Below are 18,181 nucleotides of genomic sequence, written 5' to 3'. Positions count from 1 at the left end.
GGCAGGGGCTGTGTCACGGGGCGGCGGACACCGCTCGGCCCCACCTTCACTTGGTTGTCACCTTGCCGTCCGTCGCCGTCTTGAGCTGCTCGTCATACGTGCTCGCCGCCTTGTCGACCGAGCTGTCGCCCGTCGTGACCGACTCCATCGCCTCCTGGATCGCCGTGGAGACCTTCGGATACGCCGGGTAGGCGGGCCGGTAGTGGGTCGACGCCACCAGGTCCGTGAAGAACTTGATGCCGGGCTGCGCCTTCACGTACTCCGGGTCGGCCGCGACGTCCTTGCGGACCGCGATGCCGGAGTTGGCGATGTACCACTTCTGGGCGTTCGCCTTGGTCTGCATCGTCTTGACGAACTCGAAGGCCAGGTCGGGGTTGGACGCCTTCGACGGGATCGCCCACGTCCAGCCGCCCGACATGCTGACCTTGCCCGGCGCCTGGCCGTTCTGCGTCGGCATGGCTGCGAGGCCCAGCTTCTGCGACCACTCGGGCCACTCGTGGCCGCTGCCCTTCAGCCAGTCCTGCGGGAGCCAGGACCCGTCGAGGTTGATCGCCAGCTTGCTCTGGGGGAGCAGCTCGCCGCGGACCCGGGTGCCGATGTTCGGGTCGAGGGCGTCCGAGACGTCCGGGCCGAGCTTCTCGCCGTAGACCGTCCTCACGAAGTTCAGCGCGTCCTTGAACGGCTTGCCCGCGGTGATCCACTTGTTGGACGACCTGTCGTACAGCGGGTCCGCGGTGCCCGGCCCCGCGCCCGTGCCGTACAGGAGCATCTCGAAGCCCTGCATCGCGGACTGCTCGCCGCCGGGCTTGCCCGTGTAGACGTTGAGCGGGGTGACGGAGGGGACCTTCTTCTTGATCGTGCGGGCCGTGTCGAGGACCTCGTCCCAGGTCTTCGGCTGCCAGGGCGTCTTGATGCCGGCCTTCGCGAAGATGCCCTTGTCGTACCAGAGTCCGCGGGTGTCCGTGCCGTCCGGGACGCCGTACGTCTTGCCGTCCTCGGCCTTGGCCGCGTTCTTCGCCGTGTCGATGAACTGGTTCCAGTCGGGCCACTTGGCGAGATAGGAGTCCAGAGGCTTGAGATAGCCGCTGGTGATGTCCGAGTTGATGAGGAACGTGTCCTCGTAGACCAGGTCGGGTGCTGTCTTCGGGGAGCGCAGCATCTGCTGGAGCTTGGTGTAGTACTCGGAGTCCGGCGCCTTGATCGGCACCAGTTTCACCTTCTTGCCGGGGTGCTCCTTCTCGAACTGCTTCTTCATCGACGCCAGGTACTTGTCCATGACACGTACCTGATTGTCGGTCGACTGCTTGTAGGAGATGCGGACGGTGTCCGGGTCGTCCCCGGAGCCGCTGCTGCAGGCCGTCAGGCCGGTCGCGGCGATGAGCAGAGTGGCGCTGAGGAGCACGGGAGCAGTGGGGCGCACGGGCACGACCTCCTACGGGCCGCCGCCGGCCGGCTTGCCGAGCGGGGCTGCCCGGTGAACGTACGGGCGGGGTCGGACCAAGGTCAATCCCCGTGCAGGGGTGGCTGGTTGACCAATGGTCTAGTCCGTGTCTAGTCCGCGGTGAGCCAGCGGTAGTGGAGTTCCGGACGCCCCACCTGGCCGTACTGGGGGCTGCGGGCGGCGCGGCCCGAGTCGACGAGATGCTCCAGGTAGCGGCGGGCCGTGATGCGCGAGATGCCCACGGACTCGGCGGCCGCCGCGGCGGTCAGACCCTCGGGAGCGGCGCGCAGCGTCCGCGTCACGCGCTCCAGCGTCGGCGCGCTCAGCCCCTTGGGCAGGGCGGCCGGACTCGGTGCGCGCAGCGTGGCCAGGGCGCGGTCGACCTCGTCCTGGCCGCCCGCCTCGCCCGCCGCCGCCCGGAACTCCGCGTAGCGCACGAGCCGGTCGCGCAGCGTCGGGAAGGTGAAGGGCTTCAGTACGTACTGCACCACGCCGAGCGAGACCCCCTCGCGGACCACCGTGAGGTCGCGCGCCGAGGTCACCGCGATCACGTCCGCGTGATGGCCCGCCGCCCGCAGCGAGCGCGCCAGTTGCAGACCGTGGCCGTCCGGGAGGTGCAGGTCGAGGAGGAGCAGGTCGACCTGGGTGCGCTCCAGGGCCCGGTGGGCCTCGGCGGCCGTGTGCGCCTTGCCGATCGCGGTGAAGCCGGGGACCCGGTTCACGTACAGGACGTGGGCGTCGGCGGCCACCGGGTCGTCCTCGACGACCAGGACGCGAATGGTGCCGCCGGCGGTGTCGGGGTCTGTCACGCGGTGCCTCCCGTGGGCGTGGTCGCGCTCGTGCGCTGGAGGGGCAGGACGACGGTGAACTGTGCGCCGCCCGTGGGGGATTCGGCCAGGGTCAGGGTGCCGGAGTTGCGGGCGACGGACTGCTGGACGAGCGCGAGACCGAGGCCGCGCCCGCCGGGACCGGCCGGCTTCGTCGACCAGCCCCGCTCGAAGACCGCGTCCGCGTGTCCGTCGGCGACACCCGGGCCCGTGTCCGTGACCCGGAGCAGCAGGTTGTCGTCCTGTGCGCGGGCCGTGACCGTCACCTTCGCCTGCGGCGAACCCTGGGCCGCGTCGACCGCGTTGTCGAGCAGGTTGCCGAGGATCGTCACGAGGTCGCGGGCCGGCAGGGTGGGCGGCACCAGACCGTCGTCGATGCGGCTGTCCTCGGAGATCTCCAGCTCCACGCCGTGCTCGTTGGCCTGCGCCGTCTTGCCGAGCAGGAGCGCGGCGAGCACCGGCTCGCTCACGGCGGCGACGACCTGGTCGGTGAGGGTCTGCGCCAGTTCCAGCTCGGCCGTCGCGAAGTCGACCGCCTCGCCGGCGCGGTCCAGCTCGATCAGCGAGACGACGGTGTGGAGCCGGTTCGCGGCCTCGTGGGCCTGCGAGCGCAGCGCCTGCGTGAAGCCCCGCTCCGAGTCCAACTCGCCCATCACCGCCTGGAGTTCGGTGTGGTCGCGCAGGGTCACCACGGTGCCGCGCCGGTCGCCGCTGGACACGGGCGAGGTGTTGACGACGACCACGCGGTCGGTGGTCAGGTGCACCTCGTCGACCCGGGGCTCCGCCGCGAGGAGCGCGCCGGTGAGCGGGGTGGGCAGGCCCAGCTCCGCGACGTTGCGCCCGACCGTCTCGTCCCCGACGCCGAGCAGCTCGCGCGCCCCGTCGTTGATGAGCGCGATCCTGCGCTGCCCGTCCAGCATCACCAGACCCTCGCGCACCGCGTGCAGCGCCGCCTGGTGGTAGGCGTGCATGCGGCTCAGCTCGGTGGCGTTCATCCCGTGGGTGTGCCGCCGCAGCCGGGCGTTGATCACGTACGTGCCGATGCCGCCGAGCACGAGGGCGCCCGCCGCGACGCCGGCCAGCGCCAGCACCTGGCCGCGCGCCTGCGCGCTGATCTCCTCGACCGTGATGCCCGCGCTGACGAGCCCGACGATCCGCTGCCCCGACACGATCGGCGTCACCACGCGCACGGACGGGCCGAGCGTGCCCGTGTACGTCTCCGAGAAGGTCCTGCCCCGCAGGGCGGGTCCGGTGTGGCCGAGGAAGCGCTCCCCGATACGCCGCTCGTCGGGGTGCGTCCAGCGGATGCCGTGCGGATCCATGATCGTGACGAAGTCCACGCCGGTGTGGCGCTGGACGTCGCTCGCGTACGGCTGGAGTGTGCGGGTCGGGTCACCGCTTCCGGTGATCGCACCGCGCACGGAGGGCGCGTCCGCGACCGCGCGGGCCGCCGCCGTCGCCTGGCGTGTGGCGGCCTCCTCGGCCTGCCGGCCGTCGCTGATGTACGTGAAGAGCGCGCACCCCGCGACCACGACGGCGACCAGGACGACCTGCATCGCGAAGAGCTGGCCGGCCAGGCTGCGGGCGCGTGGCAGGAGGGGGAAGCGCATGGGCTCAAGTCTGCCTCTCGGTGCAGCGCGAACGTTCAAACGTGAACTACTTGAACGTATAAGCGCGAACTAAATGAACGGAAGGGTGACGGCCCTCACAAGCCGGGAGATAGTCACCGTGATTCGCCAGACGTGAGCCGCACGCATGGCGCGTACGTGCAGGTTTCCCGTACGCAGTAACGCCAGACACCGTCGTCAGGAGGCACCCGTGGCCGAGACTCAGGTGGCAGCCGCCGCCAAGAGAGACCGCACCCACTATCTGTACATCGCCGTCATCGGTGCCGTTCTGCTCGGCATCGCGGTCGGCTTCATCTGGCCGGACTTCGCCAAGGAGCTCAAGCCGGTCGGCACCGGTTTCGTGAACCTGATCAAGATGATGATCTCGCCGATCATCTTCTGCACGATCGTGCTCGGCGTCGGGTCCGTACGCAAGGCCGCCAAGATCGGCAAGGTCGGCGGGCTCGCGCTCGGCTACTTCCTGGTGATGTCCGTGGTCGCGCTCGCCATCGGCCTGGTCGTCGGCAACATCCTGCACCCGGGCGACGGCATGCACCTTACGCAGGCCGTGAAGGACGTCGGCCACACCGCGGCGAAGGACGCCGCCGAGGGCCCCGTCGACTTCGTCCTCGGGATCATCCCGACGACCCTCGTGTCGGCGTTCACCCAGGGCGAGGTGCTTCAGACGCTCCTGGTCGCGCTCCTCGTCGGCTTCGGTCTCCAGGCCATGGGCCGGGCCGGTGAGCCGGTCCTCAAGGGCGTCGAGCACATCCAGAAGCTGGTCTTCCGCGTCCTCGGCATGATCATGTGGGCCGCGCCCGTCGGCGCGTTCGGCGCGATGGCGGCCGTCATCGGCGAGACCGGTGTGGACGCCCTGAAGGCACTGGCCACGATCATGCTCGGCTTCTACGTGACCTGCTTCCTGTTCGTCGTCGTGGTCCTCGGGACCGTGCTGCGCCTGGCCACCGGCTACAACCTGTTCGCGCTCCTGAAGTACCTGGGCCGCGAGTTCCTGCTGATCCTCTCCACCTCGTCCTCCGAGTCCGCGCTGCCGCGGCTCATCGCGAAGATGGAGCACCTGGGCGTCAGCCGCCCCGTCGTCGGCATCACCGTCCCGACCGGGTACTCGTTCAACCTCGACGGCACGATGATCTACCTGACCATGGCCTCGCTCTTCATCGCGGACGCCATGGACCAGCCCCTCGGCATCGGCCAGCAGATCGGCCTGCTCCTGTTCATGATGATCGCGTCGAAGGGCGCCGCCGGTGTCTCGGGCTCCGGCATCGCGGTGCTCGCCAGCGGACTCCAGTCGCACAAGCCCGCGCTCGTCGACGGCGTCGGCCTGATCATCGGCATCGACCGCTTCATGAGCGAGGCCCGCGCCCTGACCAACTTCGCGGGCAACGCCGTCGCGACGCTCCTCATCGGTACGTGGACGGGCGAGGTCGACAAGGACCGCGTCCAGCGCGTGCTCGCCGGTGACCTGCCCTTCGACGAGCGCACGCTTGTGGACGACACGAGTGGCGACGTCGGCGCTGTGCCTGATCAGCGGGGTGAGGGGGAGAAGGAGCTGGCCAAGGCGTGAGCGCTTCGCTGGATTCGCTTTGAACCTGCGGGTCGGTGGGGGGCCGGTCGCGCAGTTCCCCGCGTCCCTGACGGGGCGCGTCCGGCCGGTGGTGCGGCTAGGTGAGGCCGGCCACCAGGTCGGTGGCTCGTGAGGCGGGTACGCCTGCCGCGGTCAGTACGGTGACCGCGGCGGAGCGGCCCGCCTCTTCTGCTGGGATCAGCCCGTCATTGACCGCTTCGAGCAGCCCGAACAGCACCTGCTCATGGACGTACGCGAGGGCCGACGGCGGCAGGGGAGAGGCGAACTCGCCCGTTTCCAGGCCCTGTTGGAGCAGTTCGGCGCAGCTCTCGCGGACCGGGGCCAGTCGGGCGCGGATGCCTTCGACGGTGACGGCCCGCTGCGCGAGGGCGACCAGCAGGCGGTAGCGGTCGGCGACCTCCCACACGGCGAGGAGCGAGCGGGCCACGGCCTCGGTGGGGTCGGTCACTCCCGCGCGCCCTTCGGCCTGCGCGGCCTCGACCGCGGTGACGGCGTCGTCGACGAGCGCCGCGACGAGCGCCTCGCGGCTGGGGAAGTGCCCGTAGACCGTGCGCCGTACGACGCCCGCGGCTCTGGCGATCTGGTCCATGGACGCGTCCGGGTCGCGCAGCAGCTCGGCGAGGGCGACGTCGAGGATGCGGCGGCGGTTGGTGTCGGCTCGTCCTGAAGTCACGCGCCCATTCTGCACCCCGGCCCCTACCCCGTTCACGTGTGGTTTTGCACAGCCCTGTGCAATGACGTAAATTGCACAGCGTTGTGTAATTGCACGCTGCTGTGCAATGTCCGTGACCGCGGACACGTGAACTTGTGGACTGTGGGGCCGAGCGCCCCGAAGGGTGGCAGGGGAATGCGCCTCGTCATGAAGGAACCGGTCGAGGGGATGGACCGGCCGTACGCCCGTCGCTGGTGGGCCCTGCTCGTGCTGTGCCTGAGCCTGCTGATCATCGTGATGGCGAACACCGCCCTCACGGTCGCGGCGCCGGACATGACCAAGGACCTCGGCCTGACCAGCGCCGACCTCCAGTGGGTCATCGACGGCTACACCGTCCCGTACGCGGCACTGATGCTGCTCCTCGGCGCGATCGGCGACAAGTACAGCCGGCGTGGGGCGCTCGTCCTCGGCCTCGTCGTCTTCGGCGGCGGCGCCGTCGCGGGCTCGCTCGTCGACAGCTCCACCGGGGTCATCGCGGCCCGCGCGGTGATGGGCGTCGGCGCGGCCATGATCATGCCTGCCACGCTGTCGCTGCTCGCGGCCACCTTCCCGCGCGCCGAGCGCGCCAAGGCCATCGTGCTGTGGACCGCCACCGCGGGCCTCGCCATCGCGGCCGGACCCCTGGTCGCCGGGGCGCTCCTGCGCGACCACGGCTGGTCGTCCACGTTCCTGATCAACGTGCCCGTGGCCGCCGTCGCCCTCGTCGGCGCCCTCGTCCTCGTACCGCCGTCCAAGGCCGCGCACCAGCACCGCATCGACTACGTCGGAGGCCTGCTCTCCGTCGTCTGGGTCGGCGCGCTCGTCTACATGATCATCGAGGGGCCGCACTTCGGCTGGGGCGCCAAGGCGATCGGCGCCGCGGTCGTCGCGGGCGTCGCCCTCGTGGCGTTCGTCCTGTGGGAGCTGCGCCACCCGCGCCCGGTCCTGGACGTCCGCCGCTTCACGGACCGCCGCTTCTCCGGCGCGAACCTCGCCGTCGCCCTCTTCTTCCTCGCGGTCTTCGGCGCCTTCTACTACCTCACGCAGCACCTCCAGTTCGTCCTCGGCTACGACGCGCTGGCCACCGGAATCCGCATGCTGCCGCTGGCCGGAGCGGTCTTCGTGGGCTCGGCGCTCACCGGGTACCTCACCCCGCGCATCGGCATGAAGATCACGGTGACGGCCGGCATGGTCGGCGGCACGGCGGCCCTCGCGCTCCTCACGCGCGTCGACGCCACGTCGACGTACGGGGACTTCGTGCTGCCCCTCGCCATCCTCGGCCTCGCGATCGGCCTCGCGCTCTCGCCGTGCACCGACGCGATCATGGGCTCGTTCCCCGAGTCGGAGCTGGGCGTCGGCGGCGCGGTCAACGACACGTCGCTCGAACTCGGCGGCTCGCTCGGCATCGCCATCCTCGGCTCGGTCCTGGCCGGTTCGTACGGGTCGCATCTCGCGGACAACGCGGCGGGTACGAAACTGCCGGGCGACGCGCTCGCCACCGCGCAGGACTCCGTGGGCGCGGGCTACGCGGTGGCCCAGGGCATCGGGGACCAGGCACACAAGGCGGCCGAGAAGGCGGCGGCGTCGACGAACCCCGAACAGGCCGCCCAGCTCAAGGCGCAGGCCGAGCAGCTCGCGGGCGGCGCGAAGCAGATGGCCGACGCGGTGGGCTCCGCCTTCTCCGACGCCGTGGCACACACGAGCGTGGTCGGCGCGGTGATCCTGGGCGTCGGGACGGTGCTGGTGGCGGTACTGCTGCCGCGCCGTGCACGGGGAGGGGCGGAGCCGGACACGACGGAGCCGGGCACCGAGGATGCGGCCGACACCGCCGAACTGGTGGGCAGCGAAGGCTAGTCACCCGCGACGGGCCGGGGCCTGATGGCCGTACGTCAACTGGCCCTGGTACTGGACTGGTTCCCGCGCCCGGACCTCGGCAAGAGGGTCCGGGCGCGGACGTTCCTCATGGGTGACGGGCGGAACCCGGGGTGTGGTCAGGCGGTCAGCGCGGCAAGCTCCGCGTTGGCGCGCTCGGTGACCAGGGCGAGGACACGGCCGGCGGCGGCCAGGTCCTCGGCGGGGATCCCGCCCCAGACGCGGGCGGTCAAGGGGGCGGTCTCCGCGCCGATGGCGGCGAGCAGCTCGCGCCCTGCGTCCGTGGGGCGAAGGTGCGCGCCGTCCGCGACGAGCAGCTGCTTGGCCAGCAGCTCGTCGAGGGTGGCGCGGATGCCGGCCGGATCGGCCTTGAGGGAGCCCTGGACCTGGGTGGCGAGGTCCTCCGGCGTCTGCGGGGCGTCGGCTGTGACGGCGGCGCGCAGGGCGATCTGCTGCTGGAACGTGGCGCCGTGCCGGGCGAGGACGTGCTCCAGGACGCCGCGGGCGGCGTAGTGGGCCAGGCCGAGGGCGCGGGCGTCGGCGACGGGTGCGGTGGTGCCGGACGCGGTGGTGGTCATGGTGTTGCCCCCTGAGTGCTCTCGTCGGTCGGTACGGATGGAGCGAAAGGTGCGTCGAGCAGGGTTGTCAGCTCGTCGGTGAACGCGCGCGTCCGAGGGGCGTCGAGGCCGCCCAGCGGCTCCAGCAACTGCTGAAGCAGTTCGTGGACCACCGTGATGGCCTGCCGCGTGACGGCCTGGCCCTGCTCGGTGAGGGCGAGCTGTACGGCGCGCGGGTCGCGGGGATCGCGAGTGCGCTCGATCAGGCCGGCCGACTCCAGGGCACGCGCCAGCTTCGAGACGTACAGCGCCTCCAGGCCGGTGTGGTCGGCGAGTCGGCGCTGACTGGGCCGCTCACCGGCGCGCTGCATGCCGTGCAGCGATGCGACCAGTGAGTACTGCGCGTGGGTGAGCCCCAGCGGAGCCACCCCGCGATCGACCGCGACGCGCCACTTGTTGGCGAGCCGCCATACCAGGAAACCGGGCGTGGGCCCCGGTGAAGCCTTGCTCATGACCGATACCGTACATGGCTACTATGTACATGGCTACTATTTTCAGGGCTGCTGTTTTCAGGGCTGCCGATTCCGGCGAACGTCAGCCCCGGTCACCCAGGTCCAGGCGGTCCAGCAGCCCGGCGTCGGTGAAGGCGGCGACCAGTTCGGTACGGCCCTCGGTGAAGTGCGCCCAGCTGTCGTAGTGGACGGGAACCACCCGGCGGGCACCGAGGGTCTTGGCGGCGTCGGCGGCCTGCGCGCTGTCGAGGACGAGCGGCGCGCCGTCGAAGAGGACGGGGATGCGGGGAGCCCCGGCGAACAGGATGGCGGTGTCCACCGGGCCGAACCGTTCGGCGATCTCCTTGACCAGGTCGAGCGAGGCGTTGTCGCCGCTGACGTAGACCGTGGGCAGGTCCTGCCCGGTCAGGACGAATCCGACGACCTGACCGCTGATCGGTTCGACCTCCTCGCGTGTGCCGGGCCCATGGACGGCGGGCACGCCCGTGACCGTGACGGTGCCGCCATCGGCGCGGTCCAGGTCGATCGACTCCCAGTCGGCCAGCCCCTCGGCCCCCGCTCCGAGGCGCTGTCCGCCCCCGGGTGTGGTCAGGGTCAGCGGGACGTCGGCGAGCAGGGCCCGGCCGGAGTCGTCGAGGTTGTCGGGGTGCTCGTCGTGGGAGAGGAGGACTACGTCGATTCGGCCGAGTCCGGCCGGCGTGGCCGAGGAGGGCGCCGTCTTGGTCAGCTGTCCGCGGGGCAGGGGGTAGTCGCGGGGTGTGTCGAAGGTCGGGTCGGTCAGGAACCGCAGGCCGCCGTATTCGAAGAGGGCGGTCGGGCCGCCCAGGACGCGGACGGGGATCTGCTCGGTGGTCGCGGTCGTACCGGCGTCAGCCATCAAAACCTCACGGATAGAAAGCGAGTGATCCGTGAGAGACGATAGCCCTGTCTCACGGATGAAGGCAAGCCGTACCATGACAGTCATGAGCGAGACCGCGACCGCCGAGTCCATGCCGCCGCCCGCGCCGGGGGCGGAGGACCACCTCGCCCTCGACTTCGTCAACAGCGCCGTCGCGTTGCCCGGAGGTCGCTTCGTCGATTACCTCGGCACCCCTGAGTCCGCGAATCGGTGGCTCACCGGACACGGCCTCGCGCCGGCCGGCGCCGGGGTGCAGGAGATGTGCGCGGCACAGCTGCGCTCCCTGCGGGAACACATCAGGGGGTTGTTCGCCGCCCGTGTCGCCGAACTGCCCGCCCTCCCCGCGTCGTTGTCCGCCGTCAACGACGCGCTGAGCAAAGCCCCCGCGGCCGCCCTGCTCCACTGGGACGAGAAGAAGGGCCCCTACCGCGCGGTGCCCTGTCCCACCGACGGGATCCTCGGCCGCGCTCTCGCGACCCTCGCGGCCGACGCGGCCGACCTCCTCACGGGCCCCGAAGCCGACCGCCTCACCGGCTGCGGTTCCGCCCCCTGCAACCGCTACCTGCTGCGCCACGGACGCCGCCACTGGTGCTCCACCCGCTGTGGCGACCGTGCCCGTGCCGCCCGTGCCTATGCCCGGCGCACCCAGCCGCAAGCAGACTGACGCGAGCCTCGGGGCTGGCCTTTCCGTCGGCGTCAACGTTTACCGTCGAAGCATGCGCATCGGAGAGCTGGCTGAGCGGTCGGGGACGACCACGCGGACGCTGAGGTACTACGAGTCGCGCGGGCTGCTGCCCGCGCGGCGCGGGGGCAACGGCTACCGCACGTACGACGACGCGGACCTGCGGGCCCTGCGGCAGATCAGGACGCTCCAGGACTTCGGGTTCGAGCTCGAGGAGACCCGGCCGTTCGTGGAGTGCCTGCGGGCCGGGCACCCGGAGGGCGACTCGTGCCCCGCCTCGCTCGCGGTGTACCGCCGCAAGCTCGGTGAACTCGATGCGCTGATCGGCGAGTTGACCGCCGTACGGCAGAAGGTCGGCGCGCAGCTGGAGCGCGCCGAGGAGGCCATGGACGCGCTGGCGGGCGAGGACCCGTCGCCGCGCTGCGAACTGGGAGGGTGAAGTGAGTACGGAACTGAGGGACGTCACGGACGCGGACTTCGACGGAGAGGTGCTGGGGGCCGGACGGCCGGTCCTGGTGGAGTTCACCGCCGAGTGGTGCGGGCCGTGCCGGCAGCTCGCGCCGGTGCTGCGCTCCATCGCTGACGAGGAGCGGGAGCGGCTCGACGTCGTGGTGATCGACGTGGATCACAACCCGGAGACCGCGGTGCGCTACGGGGTGCTGTCGATGCCGACGCTCATGGTCTTCAAGGACGGCGAGCCGGTGTGGTCGCGGGTCGGGGCGCGCCCGAAGCGGCGACTGCTGGAGGAGCTGGCGGAGGTCGTCTGATCGCCTCGGTGTGACGGAGGCCGGTGACCGGGCCGAATAGCGGCGGTGATATCCCCGGGGTGCAATTGGACCCTGCCAGGGGGTATATTCGGTGTTTCTGTGTGCCCACAGAAAAGGCCCCTCACGAGGGGCCGAATAAACACACCGTACCTGGCAGGGAGCCGCTTTGTCAACCCGTGAAGCGCGTGAAATCGCTGAATTGCAGAAAGAGCAGGAATTCATCGACCGGCTTTACGCGCGCGTCGATGTACTCCGCGGCGACGCCGCGGAGTCGGTCACGGACGCCCTGACACCGGTCGGCACCGGCCAGCAGGCGCGGCTCGAAAGGGATCTCCTCGTCGTCGAGCGTTCCGGCCTGCTCGCCGCGCTGAACGCGGTCGACGGTTCGCTGTGCTTCGGGCGGATCGATCTCACCGAAAAGGCGGGCGGCACCGCGCATCACATCGGGCGCATCGGAATTCGCGAGGAAGACAGCGAGCACACCCCGATTCTCATCGACTGGCGCGCGCCGGTCGCCCGCCCCTTCTATCTCGCGACCGGGCACACGCCGATGGGCATCAGGCGGCGCCGCCACCTCACCACCGAGGGCCGCACCGTCACCGAGCTGCACGACGAGATCCTCGACCTGGGTGACGAGGAGCGCACCGGGTTCGAGGACCCGACGGGCGACGCCGTGCTGCTCGCCGCCCTGAACTCGGCCCGTACCGGCCGCATGGGCGACATCGTGCAGACCATCCAGGCCGAGCAGGACCGGATCATCCGCCACTCGCACCGCGGCGTGCTCGTGGTGGAGGGCGGCCCGGGCACGGGCAAGACCGCCGTGGCGCTGCACCGCGCGGCGTTCCTGCTGTACGAGCAGCGCGAGCTCCTCGCCAAGCGGGCCGTGCTCATCGTCGGCCCCAACCCCGCGTTCCTCGGCTACATCGGGGAGGTCCTGCCCGCGCTCGGCGAGACCGGTGTGCTGCTCGCCTCGCTGGGTGAACTGTTCCCCGGCGTGCACGCCACCGCCGAGGACGCCCCGCGCGCCGCCGCCGTCAAGGGCTCCGAGGCCATGGTGGACGCCCTCGCGCTCGCCGTGCGCGACCGGCAGCAGCTCCCCGAGCCCGGCGCCCCGATGATCGTCCGGCACGACGACGGTGACCTGATTCTCGACTGGGAGATCGCCTACGAGGCCCGGCAGGCCGCCCGCGACACTCTCCTGCCGCACAACCTCGCCCGCCCCCACTTCGCCTTCCGGATCATCGACGCGCTCACCGCGCAGCTCGCGGAACGCATCGGCGCCGACCCGTACGGCGGCCCCAACTTCCTCGGCCCCGACGACCTCGCCCAGCTCGGCAAGGGAGTCGCGTCAAGCACCGAAGTGCACGCCGCCATCGAGGAGTTGTGGCCGCAGCTCACCCCGGAGGGCCTGGTCGCGGACTTCCTGGCCGAGCCCGTGCAGCTGGCCGGCGAAGACGCGAAGGTGATCCGGCGGGACGTGACGGGGCCGGCGGACTGGACCCCCGCGGACGTTCCGCTTCTCGACGAGGCCGCCGAGCTGATCGGCGTCGACGACAGCGCCGAACGCGCACGGGCCGAAGCGGCGCGGCAGGAGCGGATCGGCTACGCGCAGGGCGTCCTCGAACTCTCGCGTGGCTCCGAGACGTACGAGTTCGAGGACGAGGAGGACTCCGAGGTCCTCGCCGCGCACGACATCGTCGACGCCGAGCGGGTCGCCGACTGGTACGAGGAGGAGGACCACCGCAGTGCCGCCGAGCGCGCGGCGGACGACCGGACCTGGGCGTTCGGGCACATCATCGTCGACGAGGCGCAGGAGCTGTCGCCGATGGCGTGGCGGCTGCTGATGCGGCGCTCGCCGACGCGGTCGATGACGCTGGTCGGCGACCCCGCGCAGACCGCCGAGGAGGCCGGCGTCGGATCGTGGGAGAAGATCCTCGCGCCGTACGTCGAGGACCGCTGGGAGCACACCCGCCTCGGCGTCAACTACCGCACGCCGTCCGAGATCATGGACGTGGCGGCGGCCGTGCTGCGCGCCGAACACCCCGGCTTCGAGCCGCCGTCCTCGGTCCGCTCGACGGGCGTGCGCCCTTGGGCGCGCGAGGCCGACGACGTCGTGCGGGCCGTGGCCGAGGAGGCCGTCGCCGCGACGCCCGAGGAGGGGCGGCTCGCGGTGATCGCCCCCCGCCGGCTGCACGCGGCGCTCGCCGCCGTGCTGCCGGACGTCGTGGCGGGCGGCGAGCCCGACCTCACCAAGCACCTGGTGCTGCTCGACCCCCGGCAGGCCAAGGGGCTCGAGTTCGACCGCGTGCTGGTCGTGGAGCCGGGCGAGTACGGCGTCAGCGACCTCTACGTCGCGCTGACCCGGGCCACCCAGACCCTCGGCGTCGTGCACGGCGGGGAGCTGCCCGAGTCGCTGCGCGGCGCCCTGATCACGCGGGCCTGAGCCAGACCGTCGCGAGCGGCGGCAGCGTGAGCCTGATGCCGGCCGGACGTCCGTGGGCACCTTGGGCGTCCGGCTTGACCGGGTCCGGGTTGCCGACACCGCCGCCGCCGTAACGGGCCGCGTCGGTGTTGAGGACCTCGTGCCAGGCCGGTACGTCGTCGGGGGCGCCGAGCCGGTACTCGTGGCGGACCACCGGCGAGAAGTTGGACACCGAAAGCAGCGGGCTGCCGTCGGCGGCGCGGCGCAGGAACGCGAAGACGTTGTCCTGCGCCGCGTCACCGACGATCCACTCGAAGCCCGCCGGGTCCATGTCCCGCTGCCAGAGCGCGGGTGCGTGGCGGTAGGCGGCGTTCAGATCGCGGGTGAGGTCGCGGACGCCGCGGTGGTCGGGCTCCGCCGGGTACGACGGGTCGAGCAGCCACCAGTCCGGGCCGTGCGCCTCCGACCACTCGGCGCCCTGTGCGAACTCCTGCCCCATGAACACGAGTTGCTTGCCCGGGTGGGACCACATGAAGCCCAGGTAGGCGCGGTGGGTGGCCCGCTGCTGCCACCAGTCGCCGGGCATCTTGGACACCAGGGCCTTCTTGCCGTGGACCACTTCGTCGTGCGAGATCGGCAGGACGTAGTTCTCGCTGTACGCGTACACCATCGAGAACGTCATCTCGTCGTGGTGGTAGCTGCGGTGGACCGGGTCGTGGGACACGTAGCCGAGCGAGTCGTGCATCCAGCCCATGTTCCACTTCAGGCCGAAGCCGAGACCCCCGAAGCCTCCCGGGCCGATGTGGTGGGTCGCCCGGGTCACGCCGTCCCACGCCGTCGACTCCTCGGCGATCGTCACGACGCCGGGGACCCTGCGGTACAGCGTCGCGTTCATCTCCTGGAGGAACTCGACCGCGTCCAGGTTCTCCCGGCCGCCGTACTCGTTCGGGGTCCACTGGCCGTGCTCACGCGAGTAGTCGAGGTAGAGCATCGAGGCGACCGCGTCGACCCGCAGGCCGTCGATGTGGAACTCCTCGCACCAGTACACGGCGTTGGCCACCAGGAAGTTGCGGACCTCCTTGCGGCCGTAGTCGAATTCGAGGGTGCCCCAGTCGGGGTGGGCGGCGCGCAGCGGGTCCTCGTGCTCGTACAGGGTGCGGCCGTCGAACTCGGCGAGAGCCCAGTCGTCGCGCGGGAAGTGGGCCGGCACCCAGTCCATGAGGACGCCGATGCCGGCCTGGTGCAGCGCGTCGACCAGACACCTGAAGTCGTCGGGCGTGCCCATGCGGGCCGTCGGGGCGTAGAAGCCGGTGACCTGGTAGCCCCACGACCCGCCGAAGGGGTGTTCGGCCACGGGCATCAGCTCTACGTGCGTGAATCCCAAGTCGGCGACATAAGCGGGGAGTTGGGTGGCGAGCTGGCGGTACGTGAGCCCCGGGCGCCAGGACGCGAGGTGGACCTCGTAGACCGAGAAGGGGGCCTCGTGCGCCGGCGGCGTGCCGCGGCGGGCCATCCAGGCGTCGTCGTGCCAGGTGTGGTGCGAGGCGTCGATGATCGAGGAGTTGGCGGGCGGGACCTCGGTGCGGCGGGCCAGCGGGTCCGCGCGCATCGTCTTCGAGCCGTCCGGGCGGGTGATCTCGAACTTGTACAGCTCACCCTCGCCGAGGGCCGGGACGAAGAGCTCCCAGATCCCCGTGGAACCGAGCGAGCGCATCGGGAAGCCCGTGCCGTTCCAGTAGTTGAAGTCGCCCACGACGCACACCCCTTGGGCGTTGGGCGCCCAGAGAGTGAAGCGGGTGCCCGTGATGCCCTGGTGCGTCATGGGGCGCGCGCCGAGCGCCTGCCACAGCTGCTCGTGCCGGCCCTCGCCGATCAGGTGCAGGTCGTAATCGCTGAGGGCGGGCAGCAGCGCGTACGGGTCCGGGGACTCGTGCTCGACAGCGCCCTCGTAGGCGGCCAGGAGGCGGTAGTCGTCCGGGGGCGCGGGCAGATCGACGAGACCCGAGAAGAAGCCGTCGCCGTCGTCGTGCAGCCGGACCCTGAGTCCGTCCGCGACGACCGTGACCGCGCGGGCGTACGGGCGCAGCGCCCGGAACGCCGTGCCGGAGGGCGTGGTGTGCGCGCCCAGGGTGGAGTGCGGGTCGTGGTGGGTGCCGGCGAGGAGGCGGTCGCGGTCGGCGGCGGGGGTGGGGGCCGGGGCGGCGGTGACGGCTGCGGGAGGTGTGGAGCGGGAGGGGTCGTGCGTCACGGAGTGGCCTCCTGGCTCGGGGTCGACATGGGGTGCTGCGGTGCCGCGTCCGCGTCTCCTGGGCGGGGGCGCGGCATTCCGGACGCCTCCGTGGCGAGGCGGTCGATCGCGGACAGCGGGATCGACAGCCAGTCCGGGCGGTGATGGGCCTCGTAGACGGCTTCGTAGACCGCCTTGTCCGTCTCGTAGGCGCGCAGCAGGACCGGGTCCGTGCGCGGGTCGTCGCCGGCGTACTGCGCGTAGCCCGCGCAGTACGCGTCCCGGCACCGGCGCGCCCAGTCCGGCGCCCAGGGCCGGTTGGTGCGGGCCGCGTAGTCGAAGGAGCGCAGCATGCCGGCCACGTCGCGGGCGGGCGGGTGCGGCAGCCGGCGTTCGGGCAGCGGGCGGGAGGGTTCGCCCTCGAAGTCGATGACCGACCAGGCGCCGGCGGGCGAACGCAGGCACTGGCCCAGGTGCAGGTCCCCGTGCACGCGCTGGGCGGTGCGGGGGGTCGCGTCGGCCGCGAGGGCGTCGAAGGCGGTGTGCAGCGCGGGCGCGTACGGATGGAGGGCCGGCACGGCCTGGACGGCCTTGTCGAGGCGGTCCTTCATCGACTGCGCCAGTTGTGCCGTGTGGGCGCGGCCCAGGGTGACCGTCGGCAGGGCGTGCGCGAGGGCGAGATGGATCTCCGCTGTCGCGCGGCCCAGTTCGCGGGCCTCGTGGCGGAAGTCCTGCCCCTTGGACAGTTCGCCGAGCGCGAGGTCCCAGCCGTCCGTAGCGCCCGTGAGGTAGGGCTGGAGCAGGCCGAGCGAGAGCGGATCGTCGTCCGTCGTCTCGAACCACGCCACCGGGGCGAGCACGCGCCCGCAGCCCTCCTCGGCCAGCGCGCGCTGGAGTTCCAGGTCCGGGTTGAGGCCCGGCGTCACGCGGCGGAACACCTTGAGGATGAACGTATCTCCGTAGATGACCGACGAGTTGGACTGCTCCGCGTCGAGAGGGCGGGGAGCGAGGTCCGGCGGGATCGGGGTCGCGCCGTCGTGCGCGAAGCGGAGCCCGCCCAGGCGGCCCGGGTGGCGCAGCCGCTCCAGGAGGAGGTCCGTCAGCCGGGGGTCGAGCAGGGCCTCGTAGACCGTGCGTCCGGCGAGGGGTCCCTGCGTGACGTGGCCGATGAGGGCCGGCGCCAGATACGGCGGCAGCGACTCCCTTACGCCCAGCAGGAGTTGGTAGGAGTCCTGGGTGGGCTCGATGCGCACAAGGGCGTGGATCAGGCCCGGCTGGCGTGCCGTGACCGGCAGCAGGTCCGTCGCGGCGAGCAGGGTCATTGTGGGTGCTGTTCTGCCCGCGAACCAGCGTTGCCGGGGCAGCCACGCGCGCAGGAGCGGGTCGAGCGAGGCGAGCAGCTCGGGTCGCGCGGTCGGGCCGGTTCGGGTGACGGCATCCGGCATGGCGTCACGTCCTTTCCCCGGGGCGGGCCGCGACTGGGTGCGGGGCGGCGTCCCGGAAATGCGGCAGAGGCAGTACGAGCGGGACGTGTCGGGGTGTGTGGTGATGGGTGCCCAGGGAGGGGCGGCGGAAACCGACCCTCCCCGGGCGGCGTTCAGGCGTCCTTGCGCAGCCGGAACCAGTAGAAGCCGTGACCTGCGAGGGTGAGGAGATAGGGCAGTTCACCGATGGCCGGAAAGCGCACCCCGCCGATCAGCTCGACCGGGTGGCGGCCGGTGAAGGCCTGGAGGTCGAGTTCCGTGGGCTGGGCGAAGCGCGAGAAGTTGTGCACGCACAGGACGAGGTCGTCCCCGTCCTCCTCTGATGCGGGGGCCTCCCGCAGAAAGGCGAGCACCGCCGGGTTCGTCGACGGCAGTTCGGTGTACGAGCCGAGGCCGAACGCCGGATTCTGCTTGCGGATCTCGATCATCCGCCGGGTCCAGTGCAGCAGCGACGACGGCGAGGTCATGGACGCCTCGACGTTGGTCACCTGGTAGCCGTAGACCGGGTCCATGATCGTGGGGAGTGACAGACGGCCCGGGTCGCAGGAGGAGAAGCCCGCGTTGCGGTCGGGGGTCCACTGCATCGGG

At 71.4% G+C, this 18,181-nt stretch carries 16 protein-coding genes; 6 read left to right on the top strand and 10 right to left on the bottom strand.

Annotation, left to right across the window (positions count from 1 at the left end):
* Positions 1-46: 46 nt before the first annotated feature.
* The 3 genes from ACIPWY_RS34890 to ACIPWY_RS34880 all read right to left on the bottom strand — a co-directional run bounded on the left by ACIPWY_RS34890 (position 47) and on the right by ACIPWY_RS34880 (position 3,878).
* Positions 47-1,420: an extracellular solute-binding protein gene (locus tag ACIPWY_RS34890; RefSeq protein ID WP_362908171.1), complete on the bottom strand. Its 1,374-nt coding sequence runs from the start codon at positions 1,418-1,420 to the stop codon at positions 47-49.
* Between the two features lie 131 nt (positions 1,421-1,551).
* Complete coding sequence (locus ACIPWY_RS34885) at positions 1,552-2,250, bottom strand: response regulator (RefSeq protein ID WP_362908170.1); 699 nt, start codon at positions 2,248-2,250, stop codon at positions 1,552-1,554.
* Complete coding sequence (locus ACIPWY_RS34880; RefSeq protein ID WP_362908169.1) at positions 2,247-3,878, bottom strand: sensor histidine kinase; 1,632 nt, start codon at positions 3,876-3,878, stop codon at positions 2,247-2,249. The genes ACIPWY_RS34885 and ACIPWY_RS34880 overlap by 4 nt, the downstream gene beginning before the upstream one ends.
* 208 nt (positions 3,879-4,086) lie before the next feature.
* Here ACIPWY_RS34880 and ACIPWY_RS34875 point away from each other — a divergent pair, with 208 nt between their 5' ends.
* On the top strand, positions 4,087-5,460 hold the full coding sequence (locus ACIPWY_RS34875) for a cation:dicarboxylate symporter family transporter (RefSeq protein ID WP_362908168.1): 1,374 nt from the start codon (positions 4,087-4,089) through the stop codon (positions 5,458-5,460).
* 97 nt (positions 5,461-5,557) lie between these two features.
* On the opposite strand, the gene ACIPWY_RS34870 is transcribed toward ACIPWY_RS34875, so the two are convergent.
* Complete coding sequence (locus tag ACIPWY_RS34870; protein ID WP_362908167.1) at positions 5,558-6,154, bottom strand: TetR/AcrR family transcriptional regulator; 597 nt, start codon at positions 6,152-6,154, stop codon at positions 5,558-5,560.
* A 174-nt stretch (positions 6,155-6,328) separates the two neighbouring features.
* On the opposite strand from ACIPWY_RS34870, the gene ACIPWY_RS34865 reads away from it, so the two are divergent.
* Complete coding sequence (locus ACIPWY_RS34865) at positions 6,329-8,026, top strand: MFS transporter (RefSeq protein ID WP_401536462.1); 1,698 nt, start codon at positions 6,329-6,331, stop codon at positions 8,024-8,026.
* Positions 8,027-8,163: 137 nt separating this feature from the next.
* Here ACIPWY_RS34865 and ACIPWY_RS34860 read toward each other — a convergent pair whose 3' ends face one another.
* The 3 genes from ACIPWY_RS34860 to ACIPWY_RS34850 form a co-directional block, all read right to left on the bottom strand.
* Positions 8,164-8,622, bottom strand: a complete 459-nt coding sequence (locus ACIPWY_RS34860) for a MarR family transcriptional regulator (RefSeq protein ID WP_362908165.1) — start codon at positions 8,620-8,622, stop codon at positions 8,164-8,166.
* On the bottom strand, positions 8,619-9,113 hold the full coding sequence (locus ACIPWY_RS34855; RefSeq protein WP_362908164.1) for a MarR family transcriptional regulator: 495 nt from the start codon (positions 9,111-9,113) through the stop codon (positions 8,619-8,621). Before ACIPWY_RS34855 ends, ACIPWY_RS34860 begins: the two co-directional genes overlap by 4 nt.
* Before the next feature lie 82 nt (positions 9,114-9,195).
* Positions 9,196-9,990, bottom strand: coding sequence for an MBL fold metallo-hydrolase (locus tag ACIPWY_RS34850; RefSeq protein ID WP_401536458.1), 795 nt, complete (start codon positions 9,988-9,990; stop codon positions 9,196-9,198).
* 85 nt (positions 9,991-10,075) lie between these two features.
* Between ACIPWY_RS34850 and ACIPWY_RS34845 the strand changes: the two genes are divergently transcribed.
* From ACIPWY_RS34845 to ACIPWY_RS34830, 4 genes are all read left to right on the top strand, one after another.
* Positions 10,076-10,675 carry an ABATE domain-containing protein gene (locus tag ACIPWY_RS34845; protein ID WP_362908162.1) on the top strand — a complete coding sequence of 200 codons (600 nt, stop codon included), beginning with the start codon at positions 10,076-10,078 and terminating at the stop codon, positions 10,673-10,675.
* A gap of 52 nt (positions 10,676-10,727) precedes the next feature.
* Positions 10,728-11,132, top strand: a complete 405-nt coding sequence (locus ACIPWY_RS34840) for a MerR family transcriptional regulator (RefSeq protein WP_401536455.1) — start codon at positions 10,728-10,730, stop codon at positions 11,130-11,132.
* Position 11,133: 1 nt separating this feature from the next.
* A complete protein-coding gene (gene trxA, locus ACIPWY_RS34835; RefSeq protein WP_362908160.1) occupies positions 11,134-11,460 on the top strand; it encodes a thioredoxin in 327 nt (108 codons plus the stop codon).
* Between the two features lie 199 nt (positions 11,461-11,659).
* Positions 11,660-13,903, top strand: a complete 2,244-nt coding sequence (locus ACIPWY_RS34830; protein WP_401536450.1) for a HelD family protein — start codon at positions 11,660-11,662, stop codon at positions 13,901-13,903.
* Here the strand turns inward: ACIPWY_RS34830 and glgB are convergent.
* From glgB to ACIPWY_RS34815, 3 genes are all read right to left on the bottom strand, one after another.
* Positions 13,890-16,130, bottom strand: a complete 2,241-nt coding sequence (gene glgB / locus ACIPWY_RS34825; RefSeq protein ID WP_393704985.1) for a 1,4-alpha-glucan branching enzyme — start codon at positions 16,128-16,130, stop codon at positions 13,890-13,892. The two genes, ACIPWY_RS34830 and glgB, sit on opposite strands and share 14 nt — an antisense overlap.
* Positions 16,127-17,554 (bottom strand): maltokinase, encoded by a 1,428-nt coding sequence (locus tag ACIPWY_RS34820; protein WP_401536447.1) that lies wholly within the window; start codon positions 17,552-17,554, stop codon positions 16,127-16,129. Before ACIPWY_RS34820 ends, glgB begins: the two co-directional genes overlap by 4 nt.
* A gap of 152 nt (positions 17,555-17,706) precedes the next feature.
* On the bottom strand, positions 17,707-18,181 hold a 475-nt coding region (locus ACIPWY_RS34815; protein ID WP_362908156.1), incomplete at its 5' end, for an alpha-glucosidase C-terminal domain-containing protein.

The sequence above is a fragment of the Streptomyces sp. NPDC090032 genome (assembly GCF_044748025.1).
Lineage (GTDB): Bacteria > Actinomycetota > Actinomycetes > Streptomycetales > Streptomycetaceae > Streptomyces.
This window is presented reverse-complemented; position numbering and strand designations above follow the sequence as displayed.

Bases quoted from the DNA above. Each gene is read 5' to 3' on its own strand.
- ACIPWY_RS34865 (WP_401536462.1), top strand. From the start codon at position 6,329: ATGCGCCTCGTCATGAAGGAACCGGTCGAGGGGATGGACCGGCCGTAC.
- ACIPWY_RS34855 (WP_362908164.1), bottom strand. From the start codon at position 9,113: ATGAGCAAGGCTTCACCGGGGCCCACGCCCGGTTTCCTGGTATGGCGG.
- ACIPWY_RS34880 (WP_362908169.1), bottom strand. From the start codon at position 3,878: ATGCGCTTCCCCCTCCTGCCACGCGCCCGCAGCCTGGCCGGCCAGCTC.
- ACIPWY_RS34840 (WP_401536455.1), top strand. From the start codon at position 10,728: ATGCGCATCGGAGAGCTGGCTGAGCGGTCGGGGACGACCACGCGGACG.
- ACIPWY_RS34820 (WP_401536447.1), bottom strand. From the start codon at position 17,554: ATGCCGGATGCCGTCACCCGAACCGGCCCGACCGCGCGACCCGAGCTG.
- ACIPWY_RS34860 (WP_362908165.1), bottom strand. From the start codon at position 8,622: ATGACCACCACCGCGTCCGGCACCACCGCACCCGTCGCCGACGCCCGC.
- ACIPWY_RS34845 (WP_362908162.1), top strand. From the start codon at position 10,076: ATGAGCGAGACCGCGACCGCCGAGTCCATGCCGCCGCCCGCGCCGGGG.
- ACIPWY_RS34850 (WP_401536458.1), bottom strand. From the start codon at position 9,990: ATGGCTGACGCCGGTACGACCGCGACCACCGAGCAGATCCCCGTCCGC.